The organism is Prevotella melaninogenica, assembly GCF_003609775.1.
In the GTDB taxonomy this organism is placed as follows: Bacteria; Bacteroidota; Bacteroidia; order Bacteroidales; family Bacteroidaceae; genus Prevotella; species Prevotella melaninogenica_A.
Map to the genome: position 1 here is coordinate 666881 of NZ_AP018050.1, position 16464 is coordinate 683344.

The following is a 16464-nucleotide window of genomic DNA, read 5'->3' on the forward strand; positions in this document are numbered from 1 at the left end:
TGATGATTTAAGAAAAAAGTATAAGGGGGAATCTTCCTACGCCGGCATTATCCGTATCAGGTCAATGGGTATAATCTCAGCAAGCCCAAACAGGCAAGCACCCCTTAGTTTCCATTCTGAAAACCACTGCAAAAGTAATACTTTCTTATCAAACTGCCAAAAGTAATCTGTACAAATATCGGATACGCGTATTTATATTCCTTTCTTTCTATATAGGGAGTGATAACTCTTCTCTGATATGAGAAACTATTACACTTCTCACAACACAAGTTTTGTTTTGATTTGCTGTCACTTTTAACATTTCATCCTTTCCTTCTGTAATCCAATGAGTTAGCTTGTGCCTTTAAGTGATAGCAGTGACAGCAAAATTGAAATACGCAAAAAGGAAAGAAGATGCGAAGTAATTAAAACCATAGCTTATAGTAGTTCATAGCTGTTTTAGTTTACGAGTTAACAAGTTCACAAGTTATTTGTTGTGATAATGATTCGTGGTATTTGCGTAATTCGTAGTTTGTTTTAGGAGTCTTCAGCAATTTGGAGTGATATCTTTTGAGATTAGAACTTTGATGTATTGTCACACAGAGCAAAGGAGAACACAGAGGTTTTATATAGTAGAAATCGTTAGGCACAGAGGCACCGTTGGTGTGTGGAGCATCAGAGGATATTTGCGAGTTTTATTAATGTTTTTGTCTACTTCATTACAAAGCAGTGGGTTTACAAGATTTCTTAAAACGTTTATTACCAAAGTTATCAGCAACACGTACACTACGGCTCTGTCGCTCTTTGTGCCTTCGGCACCTCCATGATATTGTCTTTTATGTTTTTCATCTCCGTGTTCTCCTCCTCTCTGTGTGCCTTTTATATGTAGTAGGCTTACTTTATCACTCCATATTTCGGAAGAACCGTATTTTTTATTTATAAATATTTTGCGAATCAATAAAATATCCTTATCTTTGCGTCATTAATTTTTAAATGATAAAGTTATGTTGCATTTTTTCAAATCCATCAGAAGATCAGTAAAACACTGGTACATTCCCCTTATATTAGGAATTTTGTTCATTCTTTGTGGTATAGGGGTAATTATGTCACCACAAGATTCTTATCTTACCCTTTCAATACTCTTTAGTCTTTCGTTCTTAGTATCGGGGATAATTGAAACCTTCTTTGCCCTACAGAATACTAAAAATCTTAATGGTTGGGGCTGGTATTTGGTAAGCGGACTTATTTCATTGATAATGGGTATCTTTTTACTTATGTATCCTGCCCTATCAATGTCTATATTACCATTGGTAGTAGGTTTTACGTTGCTATTCCGTTCGTTTGAGCTACTTGGTTTTGCCTTCGAAGAAAAAGAAGCAGGCGTACTGAATTGGGGGAACTTAGCCATAGTGAGCGTATTGAGTATTATCCTCTCGTTCATTTTGATTGCTAATCCTGTCTTTACAGGTATCTCATTAGTAGTATTCACAGGTTTATCATTTATCTCCACAGGTATTTCATCTGTAATACTTTCGTTCAATCTGAAAAAGTTAAAAGGTTCTGCTCAAAAGTTATCAGATGATTTAAAGAACCGCATAGAAGACGTCGAAAAAGAAGTGAAAGAAGCTACGAAATAATAGCAAATTAGTAAAATATCACTGGCACAAGTCTATAGTTATACCTATGATTACAGAGCTATGGTGCTTTTTTGCAGAAAATACCTCCAAAGAATTAAATACTCTTTGGAGGTATTATGATTTTATAATTGACGCGCCTACGTCCAATATCCAGCACTCTTTTTAAGAGTTGTCTTTATCTTATCTTTTATCTTCAGTAATTGGCATTATTGGCTTTGTGGTATTAAAAGAATACTCCATTGGTAAACCCATACCACCGCAATACCGTTTCACCCCCACAAGAGTATCATCAACCAACTGATAAACATTATCGTAATACCAAACTTGAAGGTATCGCTCCAGCTGTATTGATTGGTAGTGTACAGTAGGGCAGCAGGTTTACTGTTAAAAGGCAGTACATACACGTGTCCCACAAGCATTGCCACCGGGAAGGCAAGACTCATTCAGCATTTTATCTTGTAGTTTATCTTCCTTTGTCAGACCATTTAATTTGGGATAGTCATATCCTGCAAGTGTATAAGTTTTTATTTAATTTCCAATCTACACATTTAACGAAAGAGCCCATTTTTCTCCTTGGATATCATTTCTTATTTATGAATCAATAGTAGAAGGAATTACTTTCTCTTGTGTCCAACACTCCCCTCTCTCTCGGAGAGGGGTTGGGGAGAGGACTTTTTTTTCTTCTGTCCTTCTGTCTTGTAAAGATAATTCTAATCTTGAAAATCAAAAAGGCATTAATTGCCTTTCAATTAACGCCCTTTTAGCTTTCAAAAGATGCCCTTTAAGCCCCTTACTAACGCCCTTTTGAAGTCCAATTAAGCACCTTTTCTGTATCGCCTTTGTAACTAATTGAATTTCTGAATGTTGTAGACTTGCTCCTTATGCGTGTTTTCTACCTTTGTTTTAGGTGTTTTACAGGATTTGATGTAAATATTTTTCACTAAACACTCCGTATTTTATAGCTTGCAAATGGATAGCGATTTTATGTCGGCAGGAGGATACTAAAAGAGGTTATTGGCTATCTAAGTCATCTGTTTCTCACTATAAAGTGTTATCTTTGTGGGCGAGTATTACTCATGTATGTTTTATCAACGAAAGCATTGTGTTATGAATAAAAAGGTTTATTTCGCAGGTTCTATCCGTGGTGGTAGGGAGGATGCGGCTGTGTATAAGCGGATTATTGACTATATCAACAGGACTGATACAGTACTTACGGAGCATATTGGTTTAGGAAGTTTGAGTGTAAAAGCGCAAACAAAAGAAGATGACGTACATATATATGAGCGTGATACAGAGTGGCTTAGGTCATCCGATGTGCTGATAGCAGAATGTACGAACCCCTCTCATGGCGTTGGTTATGAATTAGCATACGCTGAGGCTTGTAATATCCCAGTGCATATCTTCTATGATAAGCACAAAGCCAATATCTCCGCTATGCTGAATGGCAACGCTTATTTTAAGGTTTATCCATACGAGAACGAAGCGGAGATATATCCCGTTCTGGATAACATTTTAGGAAATAAGTAGGGCGATTTAATCGAGAAAAATCAATATTCGAGGTTGACAGTATGCTCTTATTCTTGTCAAGATAGGGACGAACACACTTGCTTTTTCTGTTATAAAGCAAAGTGAGAAGTGAGCATCACACTTCTTGGACGAAGCTGGTAGAGGGTGTAGCTTTCGGAAAGATTGCTGTTAGAACGATAGATAAAGGTTTTTGTATTGAAGACATTATCGACGTTCAGAACGAATTGTATCTTCTTTTTTGTTTTAAAGGTGATACTAAGATTCATAAAGGTGTAATCCTTTTTATCCGTAAAACCACTATTATGCGTGTATTGTAGGTTGGTGTTAAGTATCAGTCTGTCAGGTATAAAAGCTATGGAGAGTGCAGCCTCATTACTAAAATTGCGAATCATATTTGTGTAGTTACCCGACTTTGATTGGGAGATTGACCATCGACAGTTCTCTGTTAGTCGGATGTTCTTGATAAGATTAAAGGCAAGGTTGGCAGAGACAAAGAAACTATTATACTGATAGTCGGTGATGACAGACTGGCGGAGTATCTTGCTTGTGTTAGTCGAATAATCAGCTGTTGCCCCGATACTCATGTCGTGCCAAGTAATCTCCTTTCGTATATTCGCTGTCATAGAGAAGTTGCTCTGGTGGTTTGGAGCATATTCAGCTTGCAGCAATGTATGCGCATTTTGGTCTATTGTCGTACCATAAATCATGTCACTCCATGAGCGACTAACCGCCCCAGAGAGATAGGCAAAGAACTGATGCGGGATATTCTTGTAGTGTATCTTCCCATGTATAGTTGCCGATTTGTTTTCCGATAGATTCATCTTGTAGCGGTTCAGTGTCCTATAGTTGCTCATTAGATAAGCAGTGAACAGACTTCTCCAACTCGTAGGAAACATCCCGTAACTCCCTCCTGCAGAAAGCGTCCAATTGTCTGTTGCTTTCCAAAGCATTGTAAAAGATGGCGAGAAGAGTAGGGTTGTGTGCTTTCCTTTCGTCGTCTCGTTAGCTATCGGTTCGTTATCCACCTTTGTATAGTTGAGCGATAAAGGTAGATTGAATGATAGGCGGAACGTGTTTTTGACATATTGTAGGTTGGCTCCCAAGTTGCTTTTCATCTGCAAGTAACCCATGTCTCCGCTCGTCGCCATTGTCACAGCTGTATCGTTTAATAAACTTTTCAGTCCCACATATTCAATATTAAACTCTGCGGAAGGCGCAATGGTCCAGTTGTGTTTTCGGATGTTTCTTATCAAAGTGAGGCTGTTGTAACTTCCCATGTTTGAGAGTCTCGCATCTTGTCTTACCTGCATGCCCCCTTCAATGGCGAGAGCTTGTGGATTTGTCTGTACAAAGTTGGTTGTTTTCAGCTTAAAACCTCCTCCATTGGTTGTACGCTGAATCCATTCCGTGTGATTGTTCAGTCCTAAGTTTCTGTTAGAGGCATGTTGCTGAATACGTGCATTGTTTGACAAAGCCAGTCCATTGTCGTCACTCCAGTTTCCTGCTAAGTCAAGTGTGTTTTTAAGATAAGTCTTACTGCTGTTGTTCTCAAAATGCAACTGCATTGTGGCAGCGTTCGTCGTATTACGTGCAGAAATGTCTTCGGTCATCATACGAGTAGTTGCATCAGGGAGCAGATAAATGGTTTGTGAATAGCTACTTTGCCGTTGGATATCGTGCCTGTAAGTTATGTTATACTTTATTTCCGCGGTCTCACTTAGTTTGTTGAGATTGCTGAAACAGATGTTATGCTGGTTGTTACGTAGACTCTTACCTACAGGAGATGATCCCGGAAAGATGATGGATGTTAGTCGAGAGGCTCCAATATTACTCCCACCATAGTATGATTTAAACCAATCGACGCTTGAACCGTTATTATCTGTTTCGTAATAGAAAACATGCTGTTGTCTTTGTGCGAAGTACATAAGGGCAGCATTGACTTCTCTCAATAAACCGTTAGAATCGAAGCCTATCCCTAAGTCTACGGTCTTTAGCCATCTGCCCTTTGCTTTCTTCTTCAACTTTAGATTGATAGCTGCTGACTCAGGTGGTATCTGATCCTGCAATGCCTTGATATGTTCATGGTTTTCCATCACCTGTACCGTACTGACATCTTCAGCCTTAATACCATTCGTGGCGATGCTATATTTGCCCGCAAACATATCCATGTTCTCAATGTAGAAATGGTTGATAGGTACACCTTGATACTTCACCATGCCACCTTCTAACGTGATACCTGGCAGCTGTTTGAGAATGTCACCAATGGTTCTGTCCTGTCCTTTCATATAGGCAGAGACCAAGTAGTTCAGTGTGTCCCTACTTCCCCATAGCTTTCTTGCCTTTATCTCCACCTCTTTCAGTGTGATACTCTCGTAGGTGGTGGTGAAGTTAACGGTCTGACTCGTTGGAGTTATCCGTTTTACTTGCCGTTTTATATTGAATCCTGTCAGGCTTAAAAGTAGGTTGTCTTTTGTTCGTGGATAGCTGATAGCGTATCTGCCATCTTCATTGGTCAGGCTACTGGCAAGAATGGAAGAATCCTTTTCTTGTATGATTGTAAGAATACAGCCATCCATAGGTTGATGTTTATTATCAACCACACGCCCAGTAATAGTCAGAGAGTCTCCCTGACTGTTCTGAGCCATACTGTTTATAGACAATAAGCCGATAAACGATAGTAAGATAAGCAGGTGTCTTATCATTCTCGTTCCAAAGGATTGTCGAATGTAAAGAGCGTTAGTTTCACAACTTGTCCATTGAAATTAGTCGTAGTGAAGTTGTAGCCATAGCTCTCAAGATAGCCTGCAGGATCTTTCAGCAAGAGCCTCTCTTGCTTGCGTGTGTTCTCACGAGAAGTCTTTACATAGGTCCTATCAAGGAAATAGATAGGCATTACAGTCTTAGGTTTTTCTATGCCAGTAACCGTCCAATGATAATCTCCCTCTTTAGTTTCAGCCTCCATAACCAAGCCAGGCAGTCCTGTAAACTTCCATGGACCATAGGAAAGTGGAATCTTAGTAGTGAACCATACCTTATAATTTCTTCCACGATAAGAACAAGTTGCGGCTGTACAATCGTAATCTAAAAGCATTTTATGCTCGGTTGTAAGCTTCCATTGCATCTTCGGAGTAGCCTCTTGATAAAGATAAGAGCCAGCTCCGTCCATATTGTAAATCACTGTTGTCTTTCCCTTTGGATAGCCAATATAGGTTTCACCAACATTAGCGACGAGTTTCATAGATGCTCTTGAGCCTCGCTTCCCATTACGAAGAAAGGCTTTAGCCATTCTCAGGTCGGCATTATGCTCGCTCTCTACAAAGCTCTGGCACACCTTTCGTCCGATGTAAGTATATACCTTTTCAAAGTCAGGATTATTCTGTCCTGATAGGTCATATTTAACAGTTAGGTCATAAGAAACAATTAGCTGCGTTGTGTCGATTGCTGTATGCTTGAAAACATCTAATTCCGTCTTCTCCTGTGCATTTGCAGATAACGATAAGGTTAGCGCAATTAGTAGTAGTTTAATCTTCGAAGTCATAGTTATATTATCTATTAGGTAAATCAAAAACGAGTACAATTGTACAAAATCTTTTTCTAAAAAGCAAGTATTTGACTCCTTAATTTCAAATTATTTTTCGGTTCTTCCATTAAATGCGTGGATGCTTCTTGTATAGCTTTTAACGGAAGAACTAAAGTTATTCATTAAACAAAAACATAGCCAAGACTGTCAACTGTCTATTCTATTATCACCCTCTAACACCGAAAACCTTTTTCATGTTAATACTTAAAAAAATGCAGGTAAGATTCTGAAAAATCATTACATAATTTTGGATAAAATATCTACAAATAAAGGTAAAAGCATGTGTAAAAAGCAAGTTTGCAACCAACAGTAAGTCAATTAGTTATAAAGTGGCAAAGTAAAAGATGCTTAGTTGGACTTCAAAAGGGCGTTAGTTAGACTTCAAAAGGGCATCTATTGCAAGTCAATTAGGCATCTTTTAGAAGCCAAAAGAGCATGTATTGGTTTTGAGTTGCACGAAAATAGTTTACAAATATCAATTAATAAGGGAATAAGTTGCTTGTAGAAGACGGATAAACATCACACCTAATTATAGTTGTTATGTAGTTTATCCCACTTTATAAAACCATCTAATTAAGGCTAATCATACCATGTATGTGGATTAAACTCATTCTATTAACCTGTCTACGTATTTAACGGAAGAACTATTTTTCTTTTCATGTGCGGTTATCGTTGCCAGCGTATAAGGAATTTAAAAATCAGTACATCTTATATGAGAAATATATCTGCCTCCTCAGAGTTTTCAAAGATGGAATAAGATGCCAATATTAAGCTAAAAATAATTTTCCTGTCACTTCTGTCACTCTGAATGAAGATATAACAGATTAGTTTACAGGCGTTTCTGTCTAAATGTTAAAATGACAGCAAAATGAAATAAAAGTATTGTTGGATTTCGGTCCGTTATTCTCTTATGCTGTGAGCGTAATAGTGTAATACTCTTTTTACCTAATCAGTTACAATAAGAAAGTGAAAACCAAGATGTAGATTTGGAGTTGTTATAGGAAAACGTTATATTTGCAGAAAATAAGCTCTACTCGGCAAATTGAAAGTAAGCTTTCTTTGCTCTCGTTTGCATTATTTTTGCAGAGAAATATAAACAGGAGGTATAATTATGGCAGGCATAATGACAAACATCGAGAACAATACGATACGTATGTATTGGAACGCATTGCGTTCGATGAGTAAGAACATTCGGTTGGGCTTAGCTGTGAAACTTACCAACTCTGTACTTGAGGAAGAACGTAAGGAAATGTCTGACGAGGCCTATACAGAAGAAATGCTTAATAAGTTTTTTGGGAAGTGGGAAGGAAACGAAACTGCTGAAGAATTGATGGGTATTATCAAGCAGAGCTCCTAAAGTCAACAGAGAATGTAAAACACTTTGCACGTATAGAAGGATTGGAAGTGCAGAACTGGGTTAAACGGTAATTACGGCTATTTTAATAATAAGTTTGTTTGGCAAATAACATATTCTTAACGATACTTGTTAAGAAGTGTTTTTCCTATTTAACGAATGATAAAAATCTTCCCATTGTTGAAGTAAAAAGCTAACTTTGCTTGTATTTATAATGTATAGACATTTATAAAAACTAAAAGCATAAAACTATATTTACAATGAAAAGTTTAAAAGATATTCTGCCTTGGGAAGACCGTCCAGAAGGATGCAAGGATGTGATGTGGCGTTATTCAAAGAACCCAATCATCGATCGTTATCATATTCCAACATCAAACAGTATCTTCAATAGTGCTGTTGTTCCTTTTGAGGACGGCTTTGCTGGAGTATTCCGTTGCGACAACAAGGCGGTTCAGATGAACATTTTTGCTGGTTTCAGTAAGGACGGTATCAATTGGGAAATCAATCATGAGCCTATTAAGTTTGAGGCTGGTAACACTGAAATGATTGAGTCAGAATACAAGTATGACCCACGTGTTACATGGATTGAGGACCGTTATTGGATTACATGGTGTAATGGTTATCACGGACCAACAATCGGTATTGCTTACACCTTCGACTTCAAGAAGTTCTATCAGTGTGAGAATGCTTTCTTGCCATTCAACCGTAATGGCGTCCTCTTCCCAGAGAAGATTAACGGGAAGTATGCGATGTTGAGCCGTCCAAGCGACAATGGTCATACACCTTTCGGTGATATCTACATCAGCTTCAGCCCAGATATGAAGTATTGGGGCGAGCATCGTTGCGTAATGAAGGTTACTCCTTTCCCAGAGAGTGCATGGCAGTGTACAAAGATTGGTGCTGGTTCAGTTCCTTTCTTGACAGATGAAGGTTGGTTGCTTTTCTATCATGGTGTAATCACTACTTGTAATGGTTTCCGTTATTCAATGGGTGCAGCTATCCTTGACAAGGACAATCCAGAGAAGGTTCTCTATCGCACTCGTCCATATCTTCTTGCACCAAATGCACCTTACGAGTTGCAGGGTGACGTGCCAAACGTTGTCTTCCCATGTGCTGCTTTGCAGGATGGCGAGCGCGTAGCGGTTTACTATGGTGCAGCTGATACCGTCGTTGGTATGGCATTTGGCTATATTAAGGACATCGTAGAGTTCACAAAGAACAATAGCATTTTATAAGGTGTTAAGTGTTGGGTGTTGGGTGTTGATGATTTGTTAGGTGTTAGGTGATAGGTGTTGGGTGTTGATGAATTGCTTAGATATAAATAATGATAGCTTCATCACAATTCATCACCACCCACCATCCATCACCTAACACCCATCACCACCTAACACCCACTACCTATCACCTACTATTCATCACCATCTAACACCTATCACCTATCACCCAAATGAATCGTAAATTCCTATTAGTACTACTTCTTTCCTTGTCTTTTCTTTCGCTGAAGGCGGCTGACAAGGGTGGGGAAGAGCCTGTCGACCTTGTCAATCCATTTATTGGAACATCTAATTTTGGTACAACTAATCCGGGAGCAGTATGCCCTAACGGATTGATGTCAGTTGTGCCATTCAACGTAATGGGTTCTGATTTGAATAAATATGACAAGGATGCACGCTGGTGGTCAACTCCTTACGAATATCATAACGTCTTTTTCACTGGTTATTCTCACGTCAATCTGAGTGGTGTGGGCTGCCCAGAAGTTGGCTCATTGTTGCTTATGCCAACGACAGGAAAGTTGAACGTTGATTATAAGGAGTACGGAAGTACTTACGACAAGGAGGTTGCTCGTCCCGGTTATTATTCTAATCACTTGGTAAAGTATAATGTGAAAACAGAGGTAACAGCCACTCCTCGCAGTTCTGTTGCACGTTTCACATTCCCGAAAGGAGAAAGTCATATCTTGTTGAACCTCGGTGAAGGACTCACAAATGAGTCTGGTGCCATGGTGAAGAAAGTGAGCGACACGGAATATGAGGGTATGAAGTTGCAGGGTACATTCTGTTATAACCCTCAGGCAGTATTCCCAATTTACTTCGTGATGCGTGTCAGCAAGAAGCCAACGGAGGCTGGCTATTGGAAGAAGCAGCGTCCGATGACAGGCGTAGAGGCTGAGTGGGATGTTGATAATGGCAAGTATAAACTCTATAAGACTTATCACAAGGAACTCTCTGGTGATGATATCGGAGTATGGATGAACTTCAACACAGAGGCTGACGAGCAGGTGGAGGTACAGATGGGCGTGTCATTCGTAAGTATGGCAAACGCTCGTGAGAACCTTGATGCCGAACAGCGTGGAAAGAACTTCGACGCTATTCGTGCTGAGGCGCGTGCTAAGTGGAATGATGATCTCTCCCGCATCCTCGTTGAGGGTGGTACAAAGACAGAGCGCACCATCTTCTATACTGCTCTTTATCACGTCCTTATCCACCCAAATATCCTGCAGGATGTCAACGGACAGTACCCTGCCATGGAGGGTGATGAGATTCGAACGGTGAAGGAGGGTAACCGTTATACGGTCTTCTCTCTGTGGGATACCTATCGCAATGTGCATCAGTTGCTTACGTTGGTTTATCCAAATCGTCAGCGCGACATGATTCGTTCGATGATTGGGATGTACGAGGAGCATGGCTGGATGCCAAAGTGGGAACTCTTTAGTCGTGAAACCTACACGATGGAAGGCGACCCAGCTATCCCTGTTATCACTGATTCTTGGTTGAAAGGTCTGCGTGGTTACGATATCAATAAGGCTTACGAGGCATTCCGCAAGTCGGCTTTGACAAAGGGAAGCGAGAACCCTCTGCGCCCAGACAATGACGAATACATGGAGAAGGGTTATGTAGCTTTGCACGAGAAGTTCGATAACTCCGTCTCTCACGCCCTCGAATACTACATTGCAGACAATGCCCTTTCACGCTTGGCTATGGCATTGGGTAAGAAAGATGATGCCCGTCTGTTCCACAATCGTGCTTTGGGTTATCGCCATTATTTTAGTAAGGAGTTTGGCTTGTTGCGCCCATTGATGCCAGACGGCACCTTCTATAAGCCTTTCGATCCAAAGCAGGGAGAGAACTTCGAACCATCTCCGGGCTTCCATGAAGGCAATGCTTGGAACTATACTTTCTATGTTCCGCATGACGTTATGGGACTCGCAAAGCTCATGGGAGGACAGAAAAACTTTGTAAACAAGCTCCAGAGCGTGTTCGACAAGGGTTATTATGACCCTGCCAATGAGCCTGATATCGCTTATCCTTACCTCTTCTCTTATTTCAAGGGCGACGAGTGGCGTACACAGGTACAGACACGCAGACTCTTGAAGGAGTATTTCAAGAATGCACCAGAGGGCATCCCGGGTAATGATGACACTGGAACCATGTCGGCTTGGGCGGTGTTTAATATGATAGGTTTCTATCCTGACTGTCCAGGCGATCCATCTTATACGCTCACTTCGCCAGTCTTTGACAAGGTGACTATCCGTTTGGATAAGGCACAGTGGGGTAGAGATAACCTCTTGATTGAGACTGTTCGTCCAAATGCTGAGGCTGTTATTATTAAGAAGATAGAATTAGGTGGTAAGCCATTGAACCGCTATCGCATTACGAATGACGAGCTATTGAAGGGCGGAGTATTGAAGTTCTATCTAAAGTAAACGACTACTACCCATCAAACCTCCCACGCTTCCGACGGTCTTTAATGTCTTATTACATTATATATAATGATAAAAACGGACATTGTTTGCCGTTTTCTATTACTGTCCGAACGCTTCGGACAAAGTGTGTGGAGCCTTAACACAAGTTGTGCGGAGTCTTAGCACATTTGGTGCGGAGGTTTAATACGAAACAAAAAGGTGGCAGTTTGGAAGGCAGTCTACTATCAGAAAGGTTTTGAATGACCGCTGATAAGAATACAGACAGCCGACAGCCATCGAAGAAAGAGACATAAAGTAAAAACAAATAATAAAGAAATAAAACCGAAATTTATACTCACGTTATGAGAAAAAAAGTTCTTTTGAGTGCAGTTTTCCTGTTGTTTGCAGCAGCTGTTTCTTTGCCTGTTGCAGCTCAGAACATCATTCCACAACCTGAGAATATCAGTCTTTTGAAGGGTCACTTCAAGCTGAATAAGGGTGAGAAGATTGTGACCAATCTTACAGGTAGTGACTTCAAGGTGTTGAAGCAGTACACTTCTGAGGTGTTGAAGCAGCCTTTGGCATACGCAAAGAATCCTTCTCAACAAGGCGTTTTCCGCTTGATTTGCAAGGGTACAGCCAAGCAAGCAGCGCAGGCAATGGACAGCGTTCGTCTGCAAGGTTATGAGTTGGAGGTGACACCAAAGGGTATCACCATTCAGGCACTGACCCCAACAGGCTTGTTCTATGGTTTGCAAACCGTTCGCCAGCTCGAAACGAATGGGCAGATAGCTTGTGTAAAGGTGAAGGACGCCCCTCGTTTCGCTTATCGTGGTTTGATGATCGACTGCTCTCGCCACTTCTGGACAAAGGACTTTTTGAAGAAGCAGATTGATGCGATGGCTTATTTCAAGCTCGACCGCTTCCACTGGCACCTCACTGATGGTGGTGGATGGCGCATGGAGGTGAAGAAATATCCTCGACTGACAGACGAAACCGCTTATAGAACAGAATCTGACTGGACGAAGTGGTGGAACGGGAATGACCGCACGTATATTCCTGATCCAAGCCGCCTTGTATGTTGGAAGGGAATGAATATACACGGTGGCTATTACACACAGGAAGATATCAAGGATATCGTACGCTATGCAGCTGCGCGCCACATAGAGGTAATCCCAGAGATAGAGATGCCTGGTCATAGCGATGAGGTTGTTTATGCCTACCCAGAGTTGTCATGTACAGGCAAACCTTATACACAGTCAGACCTCTGTGTAGGAAAGGAGGCAACCTATACCTTCATGGAGAACGTGCTGAAAGAGACAATGGCGCTCTTCCCTTCTAAGTATATCCACATCGGAGGAGACGAGGCAGAACGTCGCACATGGAAGACTTGCCCTGATTGTCAGAAGATGATGAAGGAGAACAACTTGAAGGATGTAGCCGAGTTGCAGAGCCATTTCACCCATCGTATGGAACAATTCTTGAACAGCCATGGCCGTAAACTGCTTGGTTGGGACGAGATTATGGAAGGTAAGTTAGCTCCTAACGCAGCCGTGATGTCATGGCGCGGAACAGAGGCTGGTATTGAGGCTGCAACAAGTAAGCACCATGTAGTGATGGCTCCACAGCAGTTCTATTATCTGAATATGTATCAGGACAATCCGATGGAACAGCCAAAGGCGCAGGGAGGTTATACTCGTTTGGATAAGACTTATAACTATGAGCCAATTCCAGCAGCGTATAAAGGAACCAATCTTGAGAAATATATGGATGGCGTTCAGGCTTGTGTATGGACTGAGTTCATTGCTGAGCCAAGTCATTTAGAGTATATGCTCTATCCTCGTCTGTTGGCTTTGGCAGAGACAGGTTGGACAAAGAAGCGCACTGGTTACGACAACTTCCGCAAGAGAGCAGTCGTAAATGTTGAACGTCTGAAGCGTGCGGGCTATAATGCCTTTGACCTTTCAAAGGAGAAGGGGTCACGTATGGAAAGCCGCAGTGTGACACAGCACGAGGCATTGAATAAGCCAGTGACTTATCTTGGACGTTATGCAGAGAAGTATCGTGCCGAAGGCGACAGTACACTGACCAATGGTTTGCGTGGTGACTGGGGCTATCTTGAGGGTCGTTGGCAGGGCTTCATCGATAGTACTGGTGTAGATGTTGTGGTTGATATGGGTAAGGTTACGGACATACGTGACGTATGTGTTGACTTTATGCACCTCTATGAGTCGGTTATCTATACGCCTGAAACAATCGAGTTGATGGTGTCAGAGGATGGCAAGAACTTCACAACGATTGACACAGTACGCCCAGGTATTAAGTCGTCAGAGGACTACCTTGTTTATCCTTACAAGTGGAAGGGTGATGTCAAAGGCCGTTATGTACGTGTAAAGGCACTCTCTCGTGAGAAGGATGCATGGATTTTCACAGACGAGATTATCGTTAACGAGAAATAAGACAAGGCTTGAGAGGAGGTCGGATGACGTTTCTCTCAACAATTTTAAGAGAAGAAATATAAAACATTCATGATATGAAAAAAAGGTTCTTAACTTTAATGGCGTTTGCTGTGACCAGTCTTTTTGCTTTTGCACAGGACTATACGCAGTATGTTGACCCATTTATTGGAACGGGCGGACACGGACACGTGTTCCTTGGAGCTAATGTTCCATTTGGTAATATTCAGGCTGGTCCTACACAGAAGAAGCAGGGTTGGGACTGGTGTTCAGGTTATCATTACAGCGATTCAACGGTCATTGGCTTTGGACAGATGCACCTTAGCGGTACGGGTATTGGTGACTTGGGTGATGTATCACTCCTTCCTACTACCAATCCAGCACAGCGTGAGGTGAAGTTTGCTCATCGTGCCGAACATGTAACCCCTGGTTACTACTCTGTAATGTTGGCTTCTGGTGTTCGTGTAGAGTTGACTGCCACCCAGCGTGTAGCCTTCCATCGTTACGCTTTTCCTGCTGATGCAACAAAGGGTTACGTTATTTTGAACCTTTCTCAGGGTATTGGTTGGGACAAGATGACCTCTTGCAACTTCAAGCAGGAGTCGGCTAAGGTCGTTAGCGGTTATCGTATGTCACAAGGATGGGCTAAAGATCAGTGCGTTTACTTTGTGGCAGAGTTCTCACAGCCTGTTAAGTTGGAGTCAAACGAGCGTGATACGATTGGTGTCTTTGCTTTCGACAATGCTGAGCAGCCACTTCTCGTGAAGGTAGGAATCTCTGCTGTGAGTGTTGAGAACGCTCGTTTGAATATGCAGAAGGAACTTCCAGGTTGGGATTTCCGCAATGCTGTTGCTCAGGCAAAGGATGAGTGGAATCGTGAGTTGAGCAAGATTGCTATCAAGACAGAGGATGAGAGTGCAAGAAAGATATTCTATACAGCAATGTATCACTCAATGATTGCACCTTCTGTCTTCAATGATGTAAACGGCGAATACCGTGGTGCAGATGGTAAGACACATAAGGGTGACTTCAATGTTTATACCACCTTCTCACTTTGGGATACCTATCGTGCAGCTCATCCATTGATGACAATCATTCATCCAGAGAAGCAACGCGACATCGCACAGACGATGCTTCATATCTTTAAGGAGCAGGGTAAGTTGCCAGTATGGCACCTTGTTGGCAATGAGACAGACTGTATGATTGGTAATCCGGGCGTTCCTGTGCTTGTTGATATCGCACTGAAAGGCTTTGATGTAGATAAGAATGCAGTCTTTGAGGCTGCTAAGGCGTCTGCTATGCTTGATGAACGTGGTATGGGATTGTTGAAGAAATATGGTTATATTCCTTGTGACCTCGACCCAGAGCATGAAACAGTAGCAAAGGGATTGGAGTACGCTTTGGCTGATGCAAGTATTGCAAAGCTTGCAAAGGAGTTGGGTAAGACCGCTGATTATAAGTACTTCTCTAAGCGCAGCCAGTCATATCGTGACTTCTACTTCGACAAGAAAACGAAGTTTATGCGTGGTGTAACCTCTGATCGTAAGTTCCGTGAACCATTCGATCCATTCAGCACTGTTCACCGTCAGGACGACTATGCAGAGGGTAATGCTTGGCAGTATGTATGGTTGGTACCACATGATGTGCATGGTCTTGTAGCTGCTTTTGGTGGTGAGAAACCATTTGTTTCAAAGCTCGACTCCCTCTTCATCGTTAGTGGTGATATGGGAGCAGAGGCCTCACCAGACATCACTGGTCTGATTGGTCAGTACGCACACGGTAATGAGCCAAGCCATCATATCCTCTATATGTACAACTATGTGGGTCAGCCTTGGAAGGCAGCGGATAAGATTCGCTATGTACTTAAGAACTTATACCACGACGACTTCGATGGTTTGAGTGGTAACGAGGATGTGGGTCAGATGTCTGCATGGTATATTCTCTCCTCTCTTGGCATGTATCAGGTAGAACCTGCTGGTGGCAAATATATCTTTGGTACACCGCTCTTCGATGAGGCTACGGTGAACGTTGGAGATGGTAAGACCTTCCGCATTGTGGCACATAACAACAGCGATAAGAATATCTATATTCAGAGTGCTAAGTTGAATGGCAAGCCATATACCCGTTCTTACATCGACTTCAAGGACATCAAACGTGGTGGAACACTTGAGTTTGTTATGGGTAGCAAGCCTTCTCAGTTTGGTGTTAAGCCTGCTGATAGACCCTAAAAGTTTTTGGAGTTAACTCCT

General features: G+C 41.7%; 10 protein-coding genes and 1 riboswitch. Of the genes, 8 read left to right on the plus strand and 2 right to left on the minus strand.

All coding sequences use genetic code 11. The annotated features are described in order from the left end of the window. Positions 1-16: 16 nt before the first annotated feature. Positions 17-115: riboswitch (TPP riboswitch) on the minus strand. Positions 116-983: 868 nt separating this feature from the next. The 3 genes from PMEL_RS09350 to PMEL_RS09360 all read left to right on the plus strand — a co-directional run bounded on the left by PMEL_RS09350 (position 984) and on the right by PMEL_RS09360 (position 3143). After that, complete coding sequence (locus PMEL_RS09350; RefSeq protein ID WP_120175056.1) at positions 984-1616, plus strand: HdeD family acid-resistance protein; 633 nt, start codon at positions 984-986, stop codon at positions 1614-1616. A 239-nt stretch (positions 1617-1855) separates the two neighbouring features. Further along, positions 1856-1984 (plus strand): hypothetical protein, encoded by a 129-nt coding sequence (locus PMEL_RS12485; protein WP_262697071.1) that lies wholly within the window; start codon positions 1856-1858, stop codon positions 1982-1984. Positions 1985-2723: 739 nt separating this feature from the next. After that, positions 2724-3143, plus strand: coding sequence for a nucleoside 2-deoxyribosyltransferase (locus tag PMEL_RS09360; RefSeq protein ID WP_120175530.1), 420 nt, complete (start codon positions 2724-2726; stop codon positions 3141-3143). Positions 3144-3232: 89 nt separating this feature from the next. Here PMEL_RS09360 and PMEL_RS09365 read toward each other — a convergent pair whose 3' ends face one another. Both PMEL_RS09365 and PMEL_RS09370 read right to left on the minus strand, forming a co-directional pair. Further along, positions 3233-5788: a TonB-dependent receptor gene (locus PMEL_RS09365; protein WP_120175531.1), complete on the minus strand. Its 2556-nt coding sequence runs from the start codon at positions 5786-5788 to the stop codon at positions 3233-3235. A gap of 53 nt (positions 5789-5841) precedes the next feature. Then, on the minus strand, positions 5842-6681 hold the full coding sequence (locus PMEL_RS09370; protein WP_120175057.1) for a GLPGLI family protein: 840 nt from the start codon (positions 6679-6681) through the stop codon (positions 5842-5844). A 1153-nt stretch (positions 6682-7834) separates the two neighbouring features. On the opposite strand from PMEL_RS09370, the gene PMEL_RS09375 reads away from it, so the two are divergent. From PMEL_RS09375 to PMEL_RS09400, 5 genes are all read left to right on the plus strand, one after another. After that, entirely contained in the window at positions 7835-8080 is a 246-nt protein-coding gene (locus tag PMEL_RS09375; protein ID WP_120175058.1) for a hypothetical protein, read from the plus strand. Between the two features lie 257 nt (positions 8081-8337). Then, on the plus strand, positions 8338-9312 hold the full coding sequence (locus PMEL_RS09385; protein WP_120175059.1) for a glycoside hydrolase family 130 protein: 975 nt from the start codon (positions 8338-8340) through the stop codon (positions 9310-9312). Positions 9313-9524: 212 nt separating this feature from the next. Further along, positions 9525-11780 carry a GH92 family glycosyl hydrolase gene (locus PMEL_RS09390; RefSeq protein ID WP_120175060.1) on the plus strand — a complete coding sequence of 752 codons (2256 nt, stop codon included), beginning with the start codon at positions 9525-9527 and terminating at the stop codon, positions 11778-11780. A 341-nt stretch (positions 11781-12121) separates the two neighbouring features. Continuing rightward, entirely contained in the window at positions 12122-14218 is a 2097-nt protein-coding gene (locus tag PMEL_RS09395; protein WP_120175061.1) for a family 20 glycosylhydrolase, read from the plus strand. Positions 14219-14292: 74 nt separating this feature from the next. Then, the gene (locus tag PMEL_RS09400) at positions 14293-16443 is read left to right on the plus strand and encodes a GH92 family glycosyl hydrolase (protein ID WP_120175062.1); all 2151 of its coding nucleotides are present in this window, start codon (positions 14293-14295) and stop codon (positions 16441-16443) included. Positions 16444-16464: the final 21 nt, after the last annotated feature.